We start from the raw sequence: 21,719 nt of genomic DNA, 5'->3' as shown, positions 1-21,719 counted from the left end.
TCGGCACGAGGGCCGGGCGTAATGCCCGAGCGAAGGGGTGATCGGGGCAGGCACCAGGCGCGCAAACGCGCCGTCGACCTGTTGTTCGAGGCGGAGGCGCGCGGGATCACCTCGGCAGAGGCCGCCGATTCACGGAATGCCTTGGCGGAAAAGGATTCCGATGTGTCGCCACTCAATCCGTACACGGTGACGGTGGCTCACGGCGTGGCCGAGCACTCCGCGCACATCGACGATCTCATCGCGGCGCACCTGCAGGGCTGGACGCTGGAGCGGCTGCCCGCGGTCGACCGGGCGGTGCTGCGGGTGGCGGTGTGGGAGTTGCTGCACGCCGACGACGTCCCCGAACCGGTGGCGGTCGACGAGGCGGTGGAACTGGCCAAGCAGCTGTCCACCGATGACTCACCGGGTTTCGTCAACGGCGTGCTCGGCCAGATCATGCTGGTGACGCCCCAGATCAGGGCCGCGGCGGCAGCCATGCGGGGTACGCCGAACGGAACATGATGGGCGCACCGCAGGACTGGGCACCGTACTCGAGCGTGGAGGAAGCAGCCAAGGTATACCTGCGTGACCCCGACCTTGCCCTGGACCAAGTGCGTTCGGTGATCGACCTCTCTGCGATCAGATCGTTCATCATGTCCCGCGGAGTCACCGACGAATCATGGGGCGAGTCGGATGAAACGGCACTGTGGCAGGAAGTGGTGCTCGCCGACGGGCACCGGCTGATCATGTGGCGTGCCGATGACGAATTGGCCACCACCGGAGATCGCGAACGCCGCGTGCTGAACGCGTCCGTGCGCTCGATTCTGCTGTCGACGATCACCGACCAGGTGCTCACCACCGAGTACGAGGTGCTCGACGACGGAACCCGCCGCCTCTCGGAGGTCAGGCTGCGGTTGTACACCCAACTCGCCACCCGGGCCAGGCGGCGGACGGCCACCGAGACCGACATCTACTGCGAGTCCTTCCGCTACCACAAGTCGGTCGACGACGGCGGACTGGCGCAGATGCAGCGGCTTCTGCAGTTCGGCCGCGTGCTCTCGCGGTGCGTCCAATAGGCGTGATCTTGCGCCGACGGTTGTTCGGGCGTGCCTTCGCGATGGGAGTACAACAACCGTGCCTCGGCGCCAGCCGCGGGCCGGCATTTCGCTCAGCACGATTGTTAAGTCCGGACTGTCTCGCGATGGCGCAATAGCGGTTCTGCAGGGCCTTTCGCCTGGTGAATCCGGCGCGCAGGCGGCGCAATGACCAGGCCTGTGCCGGCGGCTCCTGCGGGGCAATACGGCGCCCGATTCGCAGATTTACCGTGAGCGGGTGTCGCAAGCCGAACCGACGCCGATCAGGCGCCCCCGAGCGGACCGCGCCCGCCAGGTCGCCGACGTGCTGCGACACCAGATTCACGGCGGCGCGTACGACCGCGGGCTGCCCGGTGAGCACGAGCTGGCAGCCGAATTCTTCGTGTCCCGCAATACCATTCGCGAGGCGCTCGCCGTCCTCAAGAACGAGGGGCTGATCGACCGCGGACCCAGGGTCGGCACGCATGTCGCGGTCCGCAAATACGACCACGGCCTGAACGCCCTGGTCGGCCTGAAGGAGACGTTCAAGGACTACGGAGACGTCCGCAACCAGGTCCGGGCCGTCCTTCATCTGGCTGCCCCGCCCGCCGTGGCGCGCCGACTTCGGCTGGAGCCGGGGGAGCAGGTTGTCTACATCGAGCGGTTGCGCTACCTAGGGGAGCTGCCGCTGTCCCTCGATCTGACCTACCTAACACCCGACATCGGCGCGCAGGTATTACAGCACCCGCTGGAAACCAACGACGTGTTCGCGCTCATCGAAGAGGTCAGCGGGCAGCGGCTCGGCGCGGCGACGCTGGCGCTGGAAGCGGTGTCGGCCGACTCGCATTCGGCGGCCACGCTGCAGGTGCCCGACGGCGCCGCGCTGCTGATGCTGGAGCGGCTCACCAGCCTGATCGACGGCACACCCGTCGACCTCGAGTACATCCGCATGCGTGGTGACCGGATCACCATGCGCGGCAGCCTGATGGAGTGAGACATGACGCTGGCAGGCACTGGCAGCCGCCGGCTGACGATTTTCGAGTAACCGTCTACTCACATCTCCTGGCTTCTTCGGGCGCACCCTGGGTTGGTGGCCGAAGAATCCAGCTCGCACGAGAGCGCTCTACGCAAACTTCCGCTGCCGTATTCGCTGGCGCTGCGACTTCGCGATGCCGGCGTCGCGTCGGAAGTGGTCAGCGAATACGTCGGTGTGGAGGAAGCCGCTCTCGATGGCCTCTATCGCATCGCCGAGGCCAAACTGCAGGCGGCCGAAAAGGCTATCCGGCCGCGATGCTGTAGTCAGGCAGACTGACAGCGTCGGCAGTGGTGAACCACTTTTTCTCGGCGATCCGGCGGAACGGCCGGCGCTGCATCCACTTCATCACCTGCGCCGTGATCGCGACCTCGCCCGCCGACTTCGGCAGGTATCCGTCGATGCCGTTCGGGAGGTCCTGGCAGCGGTCGATGTAGGGCCGCATCAGCGCCTCGGTGCGCGCGAGCGCAGTCCGGATGCGTTCGACATCGAGGGAGTCCGCTGCTCCCAGTTCGCCGGCAAGGACATACGCGCCGACCAGCGCCAGGCTGGTACCCATACCGGACAGCGGTGAGGCGCAGTACCCGGCGTCGCCGACGAGGGTCACCCGCCCCTGTGAAATCGTCGGCATGCGCACCTGCACGAACGCGTCGAAGTAGAAGTCGCCGGCCTCGTCCGCGGCGGACAGCAATGCATCGCACTGCCAACCCGCACCCGCGAAATGGTTCCGGAGCAAGTCTTTCTGCTCGTCGGCATTGCGCCGGTCATAGGTGAGCGGTTCGGAGCGGAAGGCCAACCCTGCCTTGGCCGTCGCCGGATCGTGCGATGGCCGCATCGACGCGTTCAGACCCGGTTCCTGATAGATGAGAAACCAGCCATCGAGACCCGCGGTGTCGGGTGCGCTGAACCAGGCGTGGTAACCGCCGAGTGGTTTGACGAAGCGCTCCTCCGGCCCGAATGCCAAGCGCCGCACCGCCGAATGCGGACCGTCGGCGCCAACGACCAGATCGGCCGAGACCGCCGTACCGTCGCTGAGCGTGACGTCGACGCCGCCGTCCCTCTGGTCCAGCGCCTGCACGCGGGTACCGAACCGGTAATCGGCGCTGCCCTTCGTCGCCTGGTAAAGGACGTCGACCACGTCGCCGCCGGCGCCCCGCAGATCCACTGTCTGCCCGCCGGGGCGGAGTCCGTCGGCCAGTTCGACGATGGTCACGCGATACCCGTTTCGCGTCAGCCAGAAGGCCAGCGATGGGCCGGCGATTCCGGCGCCGCTGATCAGGACGCTCGGTGTCGCCATGCGGCCAGGCTAATCGCTAGCCGTCGAGCGCCTGGTAGGTGCGCCGGACGAACTTCGGTTGCGCGCTCTGCAGTTTGGCCAGCGACGTGTTCCCCGCAACTGACGCTGCGGCGTCGCTGGTCAAGTCGGGAAGATTCTGGATCAGGTAGATGAGGATCAGGTCCGCCGACGGGTCCGCCTGCCACCACGTGCCGTAGGCGCCCGGCCAGCTGAACGTGCCCAGCCCGCCGGGGCCGAACAGCTGGCGCGACTTCGCCGGATCGGTGACCACCGACAGGTTCAGGCCGAAGCCGCGACCCACCCAGAACGGCGCTCCCAGAAAGGGATACTGCTTCTGCTCGGAGGTCAGCCGGTCGGTGCGCATCAGGTGCACCGATTCCTCCGACAGCACCCGCACACCATCCGATGTGCCGCCCGCGAGGAGCATCCTGGCGAAGCGCAGGTAGTCGTCGGCCGTCGACCAGAGGCCTGCGCCGCCGGTGCAGAAAGGCGGATCGGTGATCGGCGCCGGACCCATCACGTCGTGCTGAAGCTTGTTGTCCTGGTCCAGCTGGTACATCGTCGCCGCGCGGCGCCGCCCGGCAGCACCGACGGAGAATCCGGTGTCGGCCATCCCCAGCGGCTCGAAGATCCGCTGCCTCAACACCTCGCTGAGCGGCTTGCCCTCGATGCGTGACAGTGCAATACCGAGCACGTCGGTGCCGTGGCTGTAGGTGAGTCGATCACCTGGCTGGTGCGCCAGCGGAAGCTGAGCCAACTCGGCCAGCCAACGGTCCTGGTCCTGCCGGAACGACATCCTGCCGTAGGCACGGGCCAGCGGACCGAGCACCGAGAACGCATAGGCCAGCCCGCTGCGGTGCGTCATGAGGTCATCGATCGTGATGGGCCGACGGGCCGGCTCGGTCCGGTCCAGCGGCCCCTCGGCTTCGCGCAGGACCCGCATGTCCGAGAGCTCCGGCAGCCACTTCGCCACCGGGTCGCCGAAAGTGAGCTTGCCCTCTTCCATCAGGGCCATCGCGGCCGCAACGGTGACCGGTTTGGTCATGGAGGCGATGCGGAAGATGGTGTCGCGCCGCATCGGCAGGCCCGCGTCGACGTCGCGGTAGCCCAGCTCGTTGACCTGCAGCACCTCGCCCGATTGCCACACGAGCGTGACGGCGCCCGCGAGCAGACCGGCGTCGATCGCCTCGCCGATGGACGCGTGATTGCCGTCGAGATTCATCGGCGCCAGCGTACTGCGGCGCCCGGAAACCGCTCGGTAGTGTCGGTGGCGGACGACCGGATCGCTGGTGTTAAGCTTCCGCGGAAGTTCGACGTCCTTTAACGATCCGTCCAGAGAGGCGGAGAAGGAGGTCAGAGTCTCACCGTGGGCTCTCCAAGCACCGACCGGGAATTGATGTCCGCCGCCGACGTCGGCCGCACCGTCTCCCGCATCGCTCATCAGATCATCGAAAAGACCGCATTGGACGACCCGGCCGGTCCGCCTCGGGTCATCCTGCTGGGCATTCCCACCCGCGGGGTGACGCTGGCCACCCGGATCGCCGACAGGATCCGCGAGTTCGCCGGGATCGACGTGCCGTGTGGCGCACTGGACATCACGCTGTACCGCGACGACCTCGACAGCAAGCCCCCGCGTCCGCTGGGGGACACCTCGATTCCCGAGGGTGGCATCGACGGCAGACTTGTGGTCCTGGTCGACGACGTCCTCTATACGGGTCGCTCCGTCCGGGCGGCCCTCGACGCGCTGCGCGACATCGGCCGCCCGAGTGCCGTGCAACTCGCGGTGCTCGTCGACCGCGGCCACCGTGAGCTGCCGCTGCGGGCAGATTACGTCGGCAAGAACGTGCCGACGTCGCGCAGCGAGAACGTCAAGGTGCGTCTCGCCGAGAACGACGGGGGCCAGGACGGGGTTTGCATCGCACCGTATGGGGGGCCGCCACGATGAAGCACCTGCTGTCGGCAGCCGACCTGAGTCGCGACGAGGCCGTGGCGATCCTCGACGACGCCGACCGGTTCAGCCAGGCGCTGCTGGGCCGCGAGATCAAGAAGCTGCCCACCCTGCGCGGCCGGACCATCATCACCATGTTCTACGAGAACTCCACCAGGACCCGCGTCTCTTTCGAGGTGGCCGGTAAGTGGATGAGCGCCGACGTCATCAACGTCAGCGCCTCGGGATCCTCTGTGGCCAAAGGGGAATCGTTGCGTGACACCGCGCTGACGCTCCGGGCAGCCGGTGCGGACGCCCTGATCATCCGGCATCCCGCGTCGGGGGCGGCCAAGCAGCTCGCCGAGTGGACGGCCGGCGACGATGGCGGTCCGACCGTGATCAACGCCGGAGACGGCACCCATGAGCACCCGACCCAGGCGCTGCTCGATGCGCTGACCATCCGGCAGCGGCTCGGTGGCATCGAAGGCAAACGGGTGGTCATCGTCGGCGATGTGCTGCACAGCCGGGTGGCCCGGTCGAACGTGCTGCTCCTCGACACGCTCGGCGCCGAGGTGGTGCTCGTCGCGCCGCCGACGCTGCTGCCGGTCGGCGTGTCCGACTGGCCGGTCACGGTGTCGCACGATCTCGACGCCGAACTGGCCGTCGCCGACGCGGTGCTGATGCTCCGTGTCCAGGCCGAGCGGATGAACGGCGGGTTCTTCCCGTCGGCCCGGGAGTACTCCGTGCTCTACGGGCTCTCCGAGAAGCGTCAGGCGATGCTGCCGGGCCACGCGGTGGTGCTGCATCCGGGCCCGATGCTGCGCGGCATGGAAATCGCTTTTTCCGTGGCGGATTCGACACAATCGGCGGTGCTGCAGCAGGTGTCCAACGGTGTGCACGTCCGGATGGCGGTGCTGTTCCATCTGCTGGTAGGCGCTGAGGAGGCGATCAGCGCATGAGTGTCCTGCTTTGTGGGGTCAGGCTCTACGGTGAGGGTGACCGGGTCGACGTTCTGACCTCGGGCGGCCAGATCGCCGACATCGGTGCAGACCTGTCGATACCCGACGATGCCGACGTCGTCGACGCCACCGGCCAGATCCTGCTGCCCGGCTTCGTCGACCTGCACACCCATCTGCGCGAGCCCGGCCGTGAATACGCCGAGGACATCGAAACGGGCTCGGCGGCAGCGGCTTTGGGCGGCTACACCGCGGTCTTCGCGATGGCCAACACGAACCCCGTCGCCGACAGCCCAGTGGTCACCGATCACGTCTGGCACCGCGGCCAACAGGTCGGACTCGTCGACGTCCACCCGGTCGGCGCGGTCACCGTGGGCCTGGCCGGAACCCAGCTCACCGAGATGGGCATGATGGCCGCCGGCGCCGGGCAGGTGCGGATGTTCTCCGATGACGGTGTCTGCGTGCACGATCCGCTGGTGATGCGGCGGGCGCTGGAGTATGCGACGGGCCTTGGCGTGCTGATCGCGCAGCATGCCGAGGAACCGCGGCTGACGGTCGGCGCCGTCGCCCACGAAGGGCCCAATGCCGCCCGCCTCGGGCTGGCCGGCTGGCCCGGCGCCGCCGAAGAGTCCATCGTCGCCCGCGACGCGCTGCTGGCCCGCGATGCCGGTGCCCGGGTGCACATCTGCCACGCATCCACCGCGGGCACCGTCGAGATCATGAGATGGGCCAAGGAACAGGGCATTTCGATCACCGCGGAGGTGACACCGCACCACCTGCTGCTTGACGACGGGCGGCTGGCCACCTACGACGGACGCAACCGCGTCAACCCACCCCTGCGCGAGGCCGCCGACGTCGAGGCTCTTCGGCAGGCACTCGCCGACGGCGTGGTCGACTGCGTCGCCACCGACCACGCCCCGCATGCCGAACACGAGAAGTTCTGCGAATTCGCATCGGCCCGCCCCGGCATGCTCGGGCTGCAGACGGCACTGTCGGTCGTCGTCGAGACGATGGTCCGGCCGGGCCTGCTGGGCTGGCGTGACGTCGCACGCGTGATGAGCGAAAACCCGGCCCGCATAGTCGGATTGCCCGATCAGGGCCGACCGCTGGAGATCGGCGAGCCGGCCAACCTGACCGTCGTCGATCCCGATGCCGGCTGGACCGTCCAGGGTTCGGCGTTGGCCAGCCGTTCCGACAACACGCCCTTCGAGTCCATGGAGTTGCCCGCAACCGTCACCCTGACCCTGCTGCGGGGCAAGGTCACCGCACGAGACGGGAAGAGCCCCGCATGAACGTCGAGCGAGTAGCGCAGGCGGATCGCGCATGAACGTCGAGCGAGTAGCGCAGGCGGATCGCGCATGAACGTCGAGCGAGTAGCGCAGGCGGATCGCGCATGAACGTCGAGCGAGTAGCGCAGGCGGATCGCGCATGAACGTCGAGCGAGTAGCGCAGGCGGATCGCGCATGAACGTCGAGCGAGTAGCGCAGGCGGATCGCGCATGAACACGGGAACGCTGATCGGATCGTTGATCATGGCGGCCGTGCTGGCCGTCCTCATCGCGTTCCTGATCCAGGCGATGATGCGAGGCTGGCGGCACCGTGGCGAGCGGCAGGCGGCGCTGATCGGCACCCTGCCCTCGCTGCCGGACACCGTCGGGACGCCGGTCGTGAATGCCACCAAAGGGTTGTACGTCGGCAGCACGCTGGCGCCACACTGGAATGACCGCGTCGCCGTCGGCGACCTCGGCTACCGCACCAAAGCGGTGCTGACCCGTTACCCCGAAGGAATCATGTTGCAGCGCACCGGCGCCGGGCCGATCTGGATACCTGACGCATCCATCACCGGAATCCGCACCGAACGCGCCATGGCGGGCAAGGCGCTGACGCACGAGGGCATCCTGGCGATTCGGTGGCGGCTGCCGTCGGGCACCGAGATCGACACCGGCTTCCGCGCGGACGACCGCAACGCGTATTCGCGGTGGCTCGGGCAGGAGGCCGCGTGACCAAGAAGGCACTGCTGGTCCTTGAGGACGGCCGCATCTTCACCGGGGCCCAGTTCGGGGCGGTCGGGCAGGCGCTCGGCGAGGCGGTGTTCTCGACCGGGATGTCTGGCTATCAGGAGACGTTGACCGATCCGAGCTACCACGGCCAGATCGTGGTGGCCACCGCACCGCAGATCGGGAACACGGGCTGGAACCACGAGGACGCGGAAAGCCGCGGCGACAAGATCTGGGTGGCCGGTTATGCCGTGCGTGATCCGTCGCCGCGTGCGTCGAACTGGCGGGCCGCGGGCACACTCGACGATGAACTGGTGCGGCAGGGGATCGTCGGCATCGCCGGTATTGACACCCGCGCCGTGGTCCGTCACCTGCGTAGCCGCGGCTCGATGAAGGCCGGCTTGTTCTCCGGCGCCGCCCTCGCCGAGCCAGACGAGCTGCTCGACCGGGTCCGCAGCCAGCCGTCGATGCTCGGCGCCAACCTTGCCGGCCAGGTCAGCACCGAGATCCGTTACGTCGTGGAACCCAATGGCGCACAACGTTTCACGGTCGCGGCGATCGACCTGGGCATCAAGACGAACACGCCGCGCAACTTCGCCCGCCGCGGCGTCCGCTGCCATGTGCTGCCGTCGACGGTGAGCTTCGAGCAGATCGCCGATCTGAAGCCGGACGGCGTGTTCCTGTCCAACGGGCCCGGCGACCCGGCCACCGCCGACCACATGGTGGGTGTCACCCGCGACGTCCTCGGCGCAGGCATCCCGCTGTTCGGCATCTGCTTCGGCAACCAGATCTTCGGGCGTGCGTTGGGCCGGTCCACCTACAAGATGGTGTTCGGGCACCGGGGCATCAACGTGCCGGTGATCGACCATGCCACGGGCCGGGTAGCGGTGACGGCGCAGAACCACGGCTTCGCGTTGGAGGGTGAGGCAGGGGAGCGATTCGACACCCCGTTCGGCCCCGCCGAGGTCAGCCACACCTGTGCCAATGACGGTGTCGTCGAGGGAATCAAACTCGTTGATGGAAGGGCCTTTTCGGTCCAGTACCATCCGGAGGCGGCCGCGGGTCCACACGATGCGGAGTACCTCTTCGACCAATTCGTCGACCTGATGGCAGGGGAGGACCGCTAGATGCTTTCGCCCGCGAGCCGGGGGCACCACCCCGCGACGAGCGTGCACGAACTCGTGCGAATTCTCGGCGTGTCGCCCGCAGACACGCACTCTCGCGGAGAGGGGGAGTAATGCCGCGTCGCGCCGACCTGCGCCACGTCCTGGTCATCGGCTCAGGGCCGATCGTCATCGGGCAGGCTTGTGAATTCGACTACTCCGGCACGCAGGCCTGCCGGGTGCTGCGGGCCGACGGACTTCAGGTCAGCCTGGTCAACTCGAACCCGGCGACCATCATGACCGATCCGGAGTTCGCCGATCACACCTACGTCGAGCCGATCACGGCGGCATTCGTCGAACGCGTCATCGCCCAGCAGGCCCAGCGCGGCAACAAGATCGACGCGCTGCTGGCCACCCTGGGCGGGCAGACCGCGCTCAACACCGCCGTCGCGCTCTACGAGAACGGGGTGCTCGAGAAGTACGGAGTGGAGTTGATCGGCGCCGACTTCGAGGCGATCCAGCGCGGGGAGGACCGGCAGCGGTTCAAGGACATCGTGGCCAAGGTCGGTGGCGAATCCGCGCGCTCGCGGGTGTGTTTCACCATGGACGAGGTCCGCGAGACCGTTGCCGAACTCGGGCTGCCGGTGGTGGTGCGGCCGTCCTTCACCATGGGCGGGCTGGGTTCGGGTATGGCGCATTCGGCCGACGACGTGGAACGGATGGCCGGCGACGGGCTCGCCGCCTCACCGAGTGCCAACGTGCTGATCGAGGAATCCATCTTCGGGTGGAAGGAATTCGAGCTCGAGTTGATGCGCGACGGCCACGACAACGTGGTGGTGGTCTGCTCGATCGAGAACGTCGACCCGATGGGCGTCCACACCGGCGACTCCGTCACCGTGGCCCCGGCGATGACCCTGACCGACCGCGAGTACCAGAGGATGCGCGATCTCGGCATCGCCATCCTTCGCGAGGTCGGCGTCGACACCGGTGGATGCAACATCCAGTTCGCCGTCAACCCGGCCGACGGGCGCCTGATCGTCATCGAGATGAATCCCCGGGTGTCGCGGTCCAGCGCGCTGGCGTCCAAGGCCACCGGCTTCCCGATCGCCAAGATCGCGGCCAAGCTGGCGATCGGCTACACCCTCGACGAGATCGTCAACGACATCACCAAGGAAACCCCGGCCTGCTTCGAACCGACCCTGGACTATGTCGTGGTCAAGGCGCCGCGGTTCGCATTCGAGAAGTTTCCCGGCGCGGATCCCACGCTGACCACCACGATGAAGTCGGTGGGCGAGGCAATGTCGTTGGGCCGTAACTTCATCGAAGCGCTGGGCAAGGTGATGCGCTCGCTGGAGACCGAACGCGCCGGGTTTTGGACGGGTCCCGACCCCGACCTGAGCATCGACGAGGTACTCGAGAATCTCAGGACACCCACCGACGGCCGGCTCTACGACATGGAGCTGGCACTTCGCCTGGGCGCCGGCGTCGAACAGGTCGCCGAGGCGTCGGGGGTGGATCCCTGGTTCGTCGAGCAGATCGCCGGGCTGGTGACACTGCGCGCCGAGCTGCTCGACGCGCCCGTGCTCGACGAGGAACTGCTGCGTCGCAGCAAGCACCATGGCCTGTCGGACCGCCAGATCGCAGCGCTCCGAACGGAACTGGCCGGTGAGGTCGGCGTCCGTGCGCTCCGGCAGCGGCTCGGCATCCACCCGGTGTTCAAGACCGTCGACACGTGTGCCGCGGAGTTCGAGGCCAAGACGCCGTACCACTACAGCAGCTACGAACTCGACCCCGCCGCCGAGACCGAGGTCGCTCCGCAGACCGAGAAGCCGAAGGTGCTCATCCTCGGTTCCGGCCCCAACCGGATCGGGCAGGGCATCGAGTTCGACTACAGCTGCGTGCACGCCGCCACCACCCTCAGCGCGGCGGGTTTCGAAACCGTGATGGTCAACTGCAATCCCGAGACGGTGTCCACCGACTACGACACCGCCGACCGGCTCTACTTCGAGCCGCTCACCTTCGAGGACGTCCTCGAGGTGTACTACGCCGAAGATGCGTCCGGCCGCGGACAAGACGGAGCCGGTCCCGGTGTCGTCGGGGTCATCGTGCAACTCGGCGGGCAGACGCCGCTGGGTCTGGCCGAGCGGCTCGAGAAGGCCGGCGTGCCGATCGTCGGCACCAGCCCGAAGGCCATCGATCTGGCCGAGGACCGCGGCGCGTTCGGTGAAGTGCTGCGCGCCGCGGGGCTACCGGCGCCCCGCTTCGGCATGGCCACCAGCTTCGAGCAGGCGCGCCGGATCGCCGCCGACATCGGCTACCCGGTGCTGGTCCGGCCGTCCTATGTGCTCGGCGGCCGCGGGATGGAAATCGTCTACGACGACGAGACCCTGGAGGGCTACATCACCCGCGCCACCCAGCTCTCGCCCGAACACCCGGTGCTCGTCGACCGGTTCCTCGAGGACGCCATCGAGATCGACGTCGACGCGCTGTGCGACGGCACCGAGGTCTACATCGGCGGAATCATGGAGCACATCGAGGAGGCCGGAATCCACTCGGGTGACTCCGCCTGCGCGCTGCCGCCGGTGACCCTGGGACGCAGCGACATCGAGGCCGTCCGCCGCGCCACCGAGGCGATCGCACACGGCATCGGCGTGGTCGGCCTGCTCAATGTGCAGTACGCGCTGAAGGACGACGTCCTCTATGTCCTGGAGGCCAACCCCCGGGCCAGCCGCACCGTGCCGTTCGTGTCGAAGGCGACCGCGATACCGCTGGCCAAGGCGTGTGCCCGAATCATGCTGGGTGCCAGCATCGCGCAGCTACGCGAAGAAGGTGTGCTCGCCGAATCCGGCGATGGCGCGGTCGCCCCCCGCAATGCACCCGTGGCGGTCAAGGAGGCGGTGCTGCCGTTCAACCGGTTCCGCAAGGCCGACGGTGCGCAGATCGACTCTCTGCTCGGCCCGGAAATGAAGTCCACCGGCGAGGTGATGGGCATCGACCACGATTTCGGCAGCGCGTTCGCGAAGAGTCAGACCGCGGCCTACGGTTCGTTGCCAGCCAGGGGCACGGTGTTCGTGTCGGTCGCCAACCGCGACAAACGCTCGCTGGTGTTCCCGGTGAAACGACTCGCGGACCTGGGGTTTCGTGTGCTCGCCACCGCGGGTACCGCGGAGATGCTGCGGCGCAACGGTATTCCGTGCGAAGAAGTGCGTAAGCACTTTGAAGAACCCAGCGGAGCCCATCCGCTCCGGTCCGCCGTCGACGCGATCCGCGCAGGCGAGGTGAACATGGTGATCAACACGCCGTACGGCAATTCCGGTCCACGCATCGACGGCTACGAGATCCGTTCGGCCGCGGTGGCGATGAACATCCCGTGCGTGACGACGGTGCAGGGCGCCTCCGCAGCCGTGCAGGGTATCGAGGCGGGTATCCGGGGCGATATCGGCGTCATGTCACTACAGGAACTACACAGCACGCTGGGGCCGTAGCGATGGACGCGTTCGGCCGCCGGCTGGCCGAGGCGGTATCTCGGCGTGGTCCGCTGTGTCCCGGCATCGACCCGCACCCCGAACTGCTGCGCGCCTGGGGCCTGCCGGCGGATGTGGACGGGCTCGCCAAGTTCTGCGACGTGTGCGTGGCGGCTTTCGCCGATTTCGCTGTGGTCAAGCCGCAGGTCGCGTTCTTCGAGGCGCACGGCTCGGCGGGCCTTGCGGTGCTGGAACGCACCATCGAGGCGCTGCGGGCCGCGGGTGTGCTCGTGCTGGCAGATGCCAAGCGCGGCGACATCGGCTCGACCATGGCGGCCTACGCCGAGGCGTGGGCCGGTGACTCGCCCCTGGCCTGCGATGCCGTCACCGCCTCGCCCTATCTCGGGTTCGGGTCGCTCCAGCCACTGCTCGACACCGCTGCGGCACACCGTCGCGGCGTGTTCGTCCTGGCCGCGACGTCCAATCCGGAGGGTGCGACGGTGCAGCGTGCCGATGTGGGCGGTAAGACGGTCGCGCAGTCGATCGTCGACGATGTCGCCGCGGTCAATCGCGGCGCAGCGCCCCAACCGGGTTCGGTGGGCGTCGTGGTGGGTGCGACGGTGCCCGATCCGCCCGATCTGAGCGAACTGCGCGGCCCGGTTCTGGTGCCGGGGATCGGATTCCAGGGCGGGGCGCCCGAGAAGCTGGGTGGCCTCGGTGGCGCCCGCCCCGGTCAGCTGCTGCCGACGTCGTCACGTGAGTTGTTGCGCGCAGGCCCCGATGTCGACGCGGTACGGGCGGCGGCGCAGCGGATGCGTGACGCGGTGGCGTACCTGGCGTGAGCGCGCTTATCGAGTAAGCGATCCCGTGGCAACAGCTTCGAGCCGGGCTTGCGATCGGCGCGCAGGTGGCGGAATCGCCGACCCGAGCACCAGCATCGCCGCCGGCGGCAGGTCGACATATGCGCTTGATCTACTACGCACTGTAGTTGATGGTTTTGGCGGACGTCACCGCCACTTGGGGCCGGTTCGCGCCCACGACCACCGGAAAAGTGGTTTCGATGGCTTGGCGGCTGTTCTGGGCGGTAGCTAAGCCCCGTGCAAGCTCCGTGCGACGCCTCGCGAGGCTTCTCGACCGGGTGATTGCATTTATTTCGGCCGCCCCGGGGCCGTGAACAGGAAAATCCCCTATTCGGCCTCAAAAGTTAGACATTCAAACCATTGCGCGGTGAGAATTCCCGCGCCGTCATGGCTTGCGACACGCCCGACACGCCATGACCAGGCAAAATTTTCTCAACTCGGCACCGGCCCGAGCCGGATCGGGCGGGCCGACTGGCGCGATCGGAAACCGCGATACTCCACCCCGGCTCCGAAAGCCCTTGATGTGCAGGCATTTCCGCAGAAAAGCGGGCGATGACGGCGGTTTTCCGGCCCTTCGGGGACGATGCGGGGCCGCCTCGCGACCCTCCTACACGCTGGGCTTTTGGGGCCGTTACCAGGGGGTGGCGTTCGCTTTCGTCAGATTGCGTGGGTACGGTCGTGCACGCTGGCTGGTTCGAGAAGTTTGAGTCGGCCGAGACAAAACAGTATTGGTGATGAATCGGAGGATCCCGTGGCCCTTCCCCAGTTGACCGACGAACAGCGCGCTGCTGCGTTGGAGAAGGCTGCCGCCGCACGTCGAGCGCGTGCCGAGCTCAAGGATCGGCTCAAGCGCGGCGGTACCAACCTCAAGCAGGTGCTCAAGGATGCCGAGACCGACGAGGTCTTGGGCAAGATGAAGGTTTCTGCGCTTCTGGAGGCGTTGCCCAAGGTCGGCAAGGTCAAGGCGCAGGAAATCATGACCGAACTCGAGATCGCCCCCACCCGCCGTCTGCGCGGCCTGGGCGATCGTCAGCGCAAGGCGCTGCTGGAGAAGTTCGACTTCACGTCCTAGGCGAATCGTGAAAGCCGGCCGAGGGGCCGGACGGCGATGACACGTGTCGTCGTGCTGTCCGGTCCCTCTGCCGTCGGGAAGTCATCTGTCGTCCGTTGTCTGCGCGAACGGCTTCCTGACCTGCACTTCAGCGTCTCCGCAACCACCAGGGCGCCGCGTCCTGGCGAGGTCGAGGGCGTCGACTACACGTTCGTGACCACCGAACAGTTCCAGCAGCTGATCGATGACGGCGCTTTGCTCGAATGGGCGGAGATCCACGGTGGCCTGCACCGCAGCGGGACACCGGCCCAGCCCATCCGGGACGCGGTCCAGGCCGGTCGGCCGGTGCTGATCGAGGTCGATCTGGCCGGAGCGCGGGCCGTGAAGCGGGCCATGCCGGAGGCGATCACCGTCTTCCTCGCCCCACCCAGCTGGAACGCGCTCGAGAGCCGGTTATCGGGTCGCGGCACCGAGTCCCCGGAAGTGATGGCCCGCCGCTTGGAGACGGCCAGGGCCGAGCTGGCGGCCCAGGACGACTTCGATACGGTCGTGGTGAACAGCCAATTGGAGTCCGCCTGCGGTGAATTGGTATCCTTGCTGGTGGGCCGCGACTGACCCAAGCGCCGGAGACGGCGCGATCAGGCCCCAGCGCACCCGAGTTCTACGGCAATCACGCCAATTACCGCCAGGAGATCTTTTACGTGAGCACCCCGCACGCCGACGCGCAGCTGTCCGCTGTGGACGACATCGACGCGTCCGCCGCCGGAGCCTATGACACGCCGCTCGGCATCACCAACCCGCCCATCGACGAGTTGCTGGACCGCGCGTCGAGCAAGTATGCGCTGGTGATCTACGCCGCCAAGCGCGCGCGACAGATCAACGACTACTACAACCAGCTCGGTGACGGCATCCTCGAATACGTCGGCCCGCTCGTCGAGCCCGGCCTGCAGGAAAAGCCGCTGTCGATCGCGATGCGGGAAATCCACGAAGACCTGCTCGAGCACACCGAGGGCGAGTAGCCGAAGCAGACGCCGTGAGCACGGACCGCAAGCGGATCATCGTCGGCGTCGCCGGCGGCATCGCCGCCTACAAGGCGGCGACGGTCGTCCGACAGCTCGCCGAGGCCGGTCACTCCGTCCGCGTCGTACCGACCGAGTCCGCACTGCGATTCGTCGGTGCGGCAACCTTTGAAGCGCTCTCCAGCAACCCGGTGCACACCGGTGTCTGGGACGAGGTGCACCAGGTGCCGCATGTCCGGATCGGCCAGGAGGCCGACCTCGTCGTGGTCGCGCCCGCCACCGCCGACCTGCTGGCCCGTGCCGTCGCCGGCCGCGCCGACGATCTGCTGACCGCGACGCTGCTGACCGCCCGATGCCCGGTCCTGTTCGCGCCGGCCATGCACACGGAGATGTGGTACCACCCCGCGACCGTCGAAAATGTCGCGACGTTGCGGGCAAGGGGCGCAATAGTTCTCGAACCCGCGTCGGGCCGACTCACCGGCGCCGACACCGGGGCGGGCCGGCTACCCGAGGCCGAGGAGATCACCACGCTCGCGCAGCTTCTGCTGGCCCGCGGCGATGCGCTGCCCTACGACCTGGCCGGCGTCAAGGTGCTGGTGACTGCGGGCGGGACCCGGGAACCGATCGACCCGGTCCGGTTCATCGGTAACCGCAGTTCAGGTAAACAGGGCTACGCGATGGCGCGGGTGATGGCCCAGCGCGGTGCCGACGTCACGCTGATCGCGGGCAACACCGCCGGCCTGATCGATCCGGCCGGTGTGGCTGTCGAGCACATCGGCTCGGCCGGCCAGCTGCGCGACGCTGTCTCCAAGCATGCGCCGGACGCGCACGTGCTCGTGATGGCCGCCGCGGTCGCCGACTTCCGGCCGACCCAGGTGCAGACCAGCAAGATCAAGAAGTCCAGCGATCCCAGCGCCGCAGCGCCGGTGATCGAACTCGCCCGCACCGATGACGTCCTCGCCGGCACCGTACGTGCCAGGTCCGACGGTCAACTGCCGAACATGCGCGCCATTGTCGGCTTCGCTGCCGAGACCGGCGACGCGAACGGTGATGTCCTCTTCCATGCTCGCGCCAAATTGCAGCGCAAGGGCTGCGATTTGCTCGTCGTCAATGCCGTCGGCGAGAATCGGGCGTTCGAAGTCGACAACAATGACGGATGGCTGCTTGCATCGGATGGAACCGAATCGGCATTGGAGCACGGCTCGAAGACTCTGATGGCCAGCCGTATTGTGGACGCGATCGCGGCCTTCCTGCACCACAGCGACGGGTAACCGGCCAGGTAGGGCATCAGGCTGCGCTCAAGGGCTGCGCGAGGCACGCGCGCGCTCGGGTGCACCAGGGCAGAGATATAATTTGATTAGCTAACGACCTCAAGAGGACTTGAGCGGAAGGACCACCACCGTGAGTGATGCTCGGCTGTTTACCAGTGAGTCGGTAACCGAGGGCCACCCCGACAAGATCTGTGACGCCATCAGCGACTCGGTGCTCGACGCATTGCTCACACAGGATCCCAAGTCGCGCGTTGCGGTGGAGACCCTGGTGACCACCGGTCAGGTGCACGTCGTCGGTGAGGTCACGACCACGGCCAAGGAGGCCTTCGCGGACATCACCAACACGGTCCGCGCGCGCATCCTCGAGATCGGCTACGACTCGTCGGAGAAGGGCTTCGACGGTCTCACCGCGGGTGTCAACATCGGCATCGGCGCGCAGTCGCCCGACATCGCCCAGGGCGTCGACACCGCCCACGAGACCCGCGTCGAGGGCGCGGGCGATCCGCTGGATTCGCAGGGAGCGGGCGACCAGGGCCTGATGTTCGGCTACGCCATCAAGGACACCCCGGAACTGATGCCGTTGCCCATCGCCCTGGCGCACCGCCTCGCGCGCCGGCTCACCGAGGTCCGCAAGAGCGGGGTGCTGGAGTACCTGCGCCCCGACGGCAAGACGCAGGTGACCGTCCAGTACGACGGCACCACCCCGGTGCGGCTCGACACCGTCGTGCTGTCCACTCAGCATGCCGCGGGCGTGGACCTGGAGGGCACGCTGACTCCGGACATCCGTGAGAAGGTCGTCAACACCGTGCTGGCCGATCTGTCGCACGACACCATGGACACTTCCGACTTCCGGCTGCTGGTCAACCCGACCGGCAAGTTCGTCCTCGGCGGCCCGATGGGCGACGCCGGCCTGACCGGGCGCAAGATCATCGTCGACACCTACGGCGGCTGGGCCCGCCACGGCGGCGGCGCCTTCTCCGGCAAGGATCCGTCCAAGGTCGACCGGTCCGCTGCCTACGCCATGCGCTGGGTGGCCAAGAATGTGGTCGCGGCGGGCCTGGCCGAGCGGGTCGAGGTGCAGGTCGCCTACGCGATCGGCAAGGCGGCCCCGGTCGGCCTGTTCGTCGAGACGTTCGGCTCCGAGTCCGTCGACCCGGCCCGCATCGAAAAGGCGATCACGTCGGTGTTCGACCTGCGGCCCGGTGCGATCATCCGGGACCTCGACCTGCTGCGGCCGATCTACGCGCAGACCGCTGCCTACGGTCACTTCGGGCGGACCGACGTCGACTTGCCGTGGGAGCAGCTGAACAAGGTCGAGGAGCTCAAGGCTTCCGTGTAGGTTCGCTCGCGCCCGACGGCGGGGTCCAGCAGGATGATGCGCATGGACCACGTGACTTTTGTGCCGACCGTCGATCAGCTGAACTACACCTTCGGGGGCGCCGAACCGGTGATGCGGATCCGGCCGGGAACGGTGTTGACGCTGTGGACCGAGGATGCGTACGGCGGACGGATCACCAGCCGCGACGACGTGGCTACGACGGCCCTGAACACCGAGGATCTCAACCCGCAGACCGGGCCGTTCTTCATCGAGGGTGCCGAACCCGGGGACACGCTTGCGGTCCACCTGGTCGACCTGACACCGGCGCGAACCTGGGGTGCCTCGACGCTGATCCCGTTCTTCGGCGGGCTCACGAGCATCCCGGTCAGCCCGACGTTGCAGGATCCGCTGCCGGAGCGCACCTACATCTACGACTTCGACGCCGGCACGCACACGCTGGGCTTCTCGGCGCTCGGCTCCGATTTCCAGGTGCGGCTGCCCGCCAATCCGATGCTCGGCACCGTCGGCCTGGCCCCGGCGCGTCGCGAAGTCCGTACCTCGCTGGTACCGGACTATTTCGGCGGAAACATGGACACGCCCGAAATGACCGCCGGTGCAACGTGTTATCTGCGGGTGAACGTCGACGGGGCGCTGTTCTCGCTCGGTGACGGCCACTACCGGCAGGGCGAGGGCGAATCGTGCGGTACGGCGGTCGAAGGCGCCATGAACGTCACCGCGATCGTCGAGCTGATCAAGGGTGGCGGGCCGGCGTGGCCGAGGATCGAGACCGACACCCACCTGATGTGCATCGGTTCCGGTCGGCCGCTGGAGGAGGCGTGGCGGGCCAGCCAGGTCGAGATGATTGGCTGGCTGGGGGAGTTGTACGGCCTCGACCGCCTCGACGCCTACCAGTTGCTGACCCAGATCTCGCAGGTCCCGATCGCCAACGTCGTCGACACCAACTACAGTGCAGTCACCAAGATCGACAAGAGGCTGCTCCCGCCGGCTCGGGTCTACGGTGGGGTTCATGACGAAATACGCAGCGTCACACGTTCTTTGGGAACGATCTCCTACTGACTGGACACGAACGGGGCGGGCAGGGACATGGAGCTGGGACTGGACGGCAAGCGGTTTCTCGTCACCGGTGGCACCCGTGGCATCGGGCGCGCGGTGGTCGACGGGCTGCTGGCCGAGAAGGCGGCTGTCGCGTACTGCGCCCGCACGCCGGATGCCGTCGCCACCACCCAATCGGAGCTGAGCGCCGGCGGCGCCACCGTGATTGGTACCGCCGTTGATGTGGGAGACGGTGCGGCGCTGGCGGACTGGGTCGACGCCAGCGCACGAGCGCTCGGCGGCGTCGACGGAGTGGTGGCCAACGTCAGCGCGCTGGCCATTCCGGACAACCCGGACAACTGGCAGACGAGTTTCAACGTCGACCTGATGGGCACGGTCGGCCTCGTCGACGCGGCGCTGCCCCACCTGCTGGACAGCGGCGCGGGCTCGATCGTCACGATCTCCAGCGTGTCCGGCCGCGAGATCGACTTCGCCTCGGGGCCCTACGGCACGATGAAGGGCGCGATCATTCACTACACCCAGGGTCTGGCCTACAAGCTGGCGGGCAAGGGCGTGCGGGCGAACACGGTCAGCCCGGGCAACACCTATTTCCCCGGCGGGGTGTGGACGTCGATCGAGGAGAACGATCCCGAGCTGTTCCGGACGGCACTCGAACTCAACCCCACCGGCCGGATGGCGACGCCCAAAGAGATCGCCAACGCCGTGGTCTTCCTCAGCAGTTCGGCGGCCAGCTTCATCACCGGCACAAACCTCGTAGTCGACGGCGCGCTGACGCGCGGCGTGCAATTCTGATCGGCTATGCGCCGAACCGATAGTCGGCCAACGGGAAACGGCGGCTGCGCCAGTACGCCTCGATCGTGCTGGCGGGCCGCAGGGGCACATCGCCGTGCTTGTCGAAGTAGTAGCTGTTGGCCAGTTGGCAGCTGTCCTGCCAGAAGATCTGCCGGTGCCGTTTGCGCATCATCTCCGCGAAGTAGCGGTCATTGGCCTCCTGGCTCACCTCGACCCGCCGGGCGCCGCGTCGCCGGGCCTGGGTGAGACAGCGGACGATGTGGTGTGACTGCGCTTCGATGAGCGCGAAGTACGACGACCCGACGTACCCGTACGGTCCGAAGACGGTGAAGAAGTTCGGGAACCCGGGAACGCTGACGCCCTCGTAGGCCTGCAGGCGCCGCTCGTCCCAATAGCGGCTCAACGAGCGGCCGCCCGGTCCGCTCACCGGGTACGTCAGGACGTCGTCGGCATCCATCACCTTGAACCCGGTCGCCAGGATCAGCACGTCGGCGTCGTGGCTGCGGCCGTCGGTCGTCGCCACCCCCGAACCCGTGATCTTGTCGATCGGCTCGGTGACGAGATCGACGTCGTCGCGGTTGAACGTGGACAGGTAGGTGTTGTGGAAGCCCGGGCGCTTGCAGCCGACGGCGTAGCGGGGCGTCAGCTTGTTGCGCACCTCGGGATCGTCGACCTGCTTGCGCAGGTAGGCCCTGCCGGCGTCCGACATCCGCTTGGCCATCGGGTTCACGGTGAAGTACTGGGCGGCAAGCGGAAACGTCAGCTCCACGTAGGCCTGGCTGAGCCATCGCTGCACGGTCTTGCCGCCGGGCAGCCGCATGGCGCGGCGGGCGGCGGCGGGCAGGGGCACGTCGAACTTGGGAAAGCACCAGATCGGTGTGCGCTGAAAGACGGTGAGGTGCTCGACGACCGGCGCGATCTCGGGAATCACCTGCACCGCCGAGGCGCCGGTGCCGATCACGGCGACGCGCTTGCCGGTCAGATCCTGGTCGTGATCCCAGCGCGCGGTGTGCATGGTCAGGCCGGCGAACGAGTCGACACCGTCGATGTCCGGCAGCTTCGGCGTGATCAGCACGCCACCCGCGTTGACCAGGAATCGGGCCGTGACGACCTCGCCGGGGTCGATCCGGATCCGCCACAGGTCGGCCCGCTCGTCGAACTCGGCGCCCAGCACCTTGGTGTCGAACCGGATCTTGCGCCGCAGTCCGTATTTGTCGACACAGTGCTCCGCGTAGGCCTTCAGCTCGCCGCCCGGCGCATAGGTGCGCGACCAGTTGGCGCTCTGCTCGAACGAGAATTGATAGGAGAACGACGGGATGTCAACGGCGATACCGGGATACGTGTTCCAGTACCAGGTGCCTCCGGGGCCGCTGCCGGCTTCGATCACCACGTAGTTGTCGATTCCGGCCTTGTCCAGGTTGATGGCGGTGCCGATGCCGGAGAAGCCGGCGCCGACGATCACCGTCTCGTACCGTGGTGCCGTCATGGTGCTTCCTTCCCTGTACT

General features: G+C 67.5%; 21 protein-coding genes. 18 read left to right on the top strand and 3 right to left on the bottom strand.

Annotated elements, in window-relative coordinates; genetic code table 11:
- The first annotated feature begins 21 nt into the window (after positions 1–21).
- From nusB to ACVWWN_RS26565, 4 genes are all read left to right on the top strand, one after another.
- On the top strand, positions 22–501 hold the full coding sequence (gene nusB, locus ACVWWN_RS26580; protein WP_457146515.1) for a transcription antitermination factor NusB: 480 nt from the start codon (positions 22–24) through the stop codon (positions 499–501).
- On the top strand, positions 501–1,055 hold the full coding sequence (locus tag ACVWWN_RS26575; protein ID WP_457146514.1) for a hypothetical protein: 555 nt from the start codon (positions 501–503) through the stop codon (positions 1,053–1,055). Before nusB ends, ACVWWN_RS26575 begins: the two co-directional genes overlap by 1 nt.
- A 256-nt stretch (positions 1,056–1,311) precedes the next feature.
- Positions 1,312–2,046, top strand: coding sequence for a GntR family transcriptional regulator (locus ACVWWN_RS26570; RefSeq protein WP_457146513.1), 735 nt, complete (start codon positions 1,312–1,314; stop codon positions 2,044–2,046).
- Between the two features lie 96 nt (positions 2,047–2,142).
- Entirely contained in the window at positions 2,143–2,364 is a 222-nt protein-coding gene (locus ACVWWN_RS26565; protein ID WP_457146512.1) for a hypothetical protein, read from the top strand.
- On the opposite strand, the gene ACVWWN_RS26560 is transcribed toward ACVWWN_RS26565, so the two are convergent.
- Positions 2,330–3,382: an FAD-dependent monooxygenase gene (locus tag ACVWWN_RS26560; protein ID WP_457146511.1), complete on the bottom strand. Its 1,053-nt coding sequence runs from the start codon at positions 3,380–3,382 to the stop codon at positions 2,330–2,332. The two genes, ACVWWN_RS26565 and ACVWWN_RS26560, sit on opposite strands and share 35 nt — an antisense overlap.
- A 16-nt stretch (positions 3,383–3,398) precedes the next feature.
- Positions 3,399–4,604: a serine hydrolase domain-containing protein gene (locus ACVWWN_RS26555; RefSeq protein WP_457146510.1), complete on the bottom strand. Its 1,206-nt coding sequence runs from the start codon at positions 4,602–4,604 to the stop codon at positions 3,399–3,401.
- A 144-nt stretch (positions 4,605–4,748) separates the two neighbouring features.
- Between ACVWWN_RS26555 and pyrR the strand changes: the two genes are divergently transcribed.
- The 14 genes from pyrR to ACVWWN_RS26485 all read left to right on the top strand — a co-directional run bounded on the left by pyrR (position 4,749) and on the right by ACVWWN_RS26485 (position 20,213).
- On the top strand, positions 4,749–5,327 hold the full coding sequence (gene pyrR / locus ACVWWN_RS26550) for a bifunctional pyr operon transcriptional regulator/uracil phosphoribosyltransferase PyrR (protein WP_457146509.1): 579 nt from the start codon (positions 4,749–4,751) through the stop codon (positions 5,325–5,327).
- Complete coding sequence (locus ACVWWN_RS26545) at positions 5,324–6,268, top strand: aspartate carbamoyltransferase catalytic subunit (protein ID WP_457146508.1); 945 nt, start codon at positions 5,324–5,326, stop codon at positions 6,266–6,268. The genes pyrR and ACVWWN_RS26545 overlap by 4 nt, the downstream gene beginning before the upstream one ends.
- A complete protein-coding gene (locus ACVWWN_RS26540; RefSeq protein WP_457146507.1) occupies positions 6,265–7,557 on the top strand; it encodes a dihydroorotase in 1,293 nt (430 codons plus the stop codon). Before ACVWWN_RS26545 ends, ACVWWN_RS26540 begins: the two co-directional genes overlap by 4 nt.
- A 206-nt stretch (positions 7,558–7,763) precedes the next feature.
- Positions 7,764–8,267 carry a PH-like domain-containing protein gene (locus ACVWWN_RS26535; RefSeq protein WP_457146506.1) on the top strand — a complete coding sequence of 168 codons (504 nt, stop codon included), beginning with the start codon at positions 7,764–7,766 and terminating at the stop codon, positions 8,265–8,267.
- On the top strand, positions 8,264–9,388 hold the full coding sequence (carA, locus tag ACVWWN_RS26530) for a glutamine-hydrolyzing carbamoyl-phosphate synthase small subunit (protein ID WP_457146505.1): 1,125 nt from the start codon (positions 8,264–8,266) through the stop codon (positions 9,386–9,388). Before ACVWWN_RS26535 ends, carA begins: the two co-directional genes overlap by 4 nt.
- Positions 9,389–9,498: 110 nt before the next feature.
- Positions 9,499–12,849, top strand: a complete 3,351-nt coding sequence (gene carB / locus ACVWWN_RS26525) for a carbamoyl-phosphate synthase large subunit (RefSeq protein WP_457146504.1) — start codon at positions 9,499–9,501, stop codon at positions 12,847–12,849.
- Between the two features lie 2 nt (positions 12,850–12,851).
- Positions 12,852–13,670, top strand: a complete 819-nt coding sequence (gene pyrF, locus ACVWWN_RS26520; protein ID WP_457146503.1) for an orotidine-5'-phosphate decarboxylase — start codon at positions 12,852–12,854, stop codon at positions 13,668–13,670.
- 769 nt (positions 13,671–14,439) lie between these two features.
- Complete coding sequence (gene mihF, locus ACVWWN_RS26515; RefSeq protein WP_048631544.1) at positions 14,440–14,760, top strand: integration host factor, actinobacterial type; 321 nt, start codon at positions 14,440–14,442, stop codon at positions 14,758–14,760.
- A gap of 36 nt (positions 14,761–14,796) precedes the next feature.
- Positions 14,797–15,354 (top strand): guanylate kinase, encoded by a 558-nt coding sequence (gmk, locus tag ACVWWN_RS26510; protein WP_457146502.1) that lies wholly within the window; start codon positions 14,797–14,799, stop codon positions 15,352–15,354.
- An 86-nt stretch (positions 15,355–15,440) separates the two neighbouring features.
- Positions 15,441–15,758 carry a DNA-directed RNA polymerase subunit omega gene (gene rpoZ / locus ACVWWN_RS26505; protein WP_457146501.1) on the top strand — a complete coding sequence of 106 codons (318 nt, stop codon included), beginning with the start codon at positions 15,441–15,443 and terminating at the stop codon, positions 15,756–15,758.
- A gap of 14 nt (positions 15,759–15,772) precedes the next feature.
- Entirely contained in the window at positions 15,773–17,029 is a 1,257-nt protein-coding gene (gene coaBC, locus ACVWWN_RS26500) for a bifunctional phosphopantothenoylcysteine decarboxylase/phosphopantothenate--cysteine ligase CoaBC (protein WP_457146500.1), read from the top strand.
- A 130-nt stretch (positions 17,030–17,159) separates the two neighbouring features.
- Positions 17,160–18,368 carry a methionine adenosyltransferase gene (metK, locus tag ACVWWN_RS26495; protein WP_457146499.1) on the top strand — a complete coding sequence of 403 codons (1,209 nt, stop codon included), beginning with the start codon at positions 17,160–17,162 and terminating at the stop codon, positions 18,366–18,368.
- A gap of 42 nt (positions 18,369–18,410) precedes the next feature.
- On the top strand, positions 18,411–19,424 hold the full coding sequence (locus tag ACVWWN_RS26490; RefSeq protein ID WP_457146498.1) for an acetamidase/formamidase family protein: 1,014 nt from the start codon (positions 18,411–18,413) through the stop codon (positions 19,422–19,424).
- 27 nt (positions 19,425–19,451) lie between these two features.
- Positions 19,452–20,213 carry an SDR family NAD(P)-dependent oxidoreductase gene (locus ACVWWN_RS26485; protein ID WP_457146497.1) on the top strand — a complete coding sequence of 254 codons (762 nt, stop codon included), beginning with the start codon at positions 19,452–19,454 and terminating at the stop codon, positions 20,211–20,213.
- Positions 20,214–20,217: 4 nt separating this feature from the next.
- Here the strand turns inward: ACVWWN_RS26485 and ACVWWN_RS26480 are convergent, their stop codons facing one another.
- Positions 20,218–21,699 (bottom strand): flavin-containing monooxygenase, encoded by a 1,482-nt coding sequence (locus ACVWWN_RS26480; protein ID WP_457146496.1) that lies wholly within the window; start codon positions 21,697–21,699, stop codon positions 20,218–20,220.
- Between the last annotated feature and the right edge of the window lie 20 nt (positions 21,700–21,719).

Source organism: Mycobacterium sp. URHB0021 (assembly GCF_054057895.1).
This window is presented reverse-complemented; position numbering and strand designations above follow the sequence as displayed.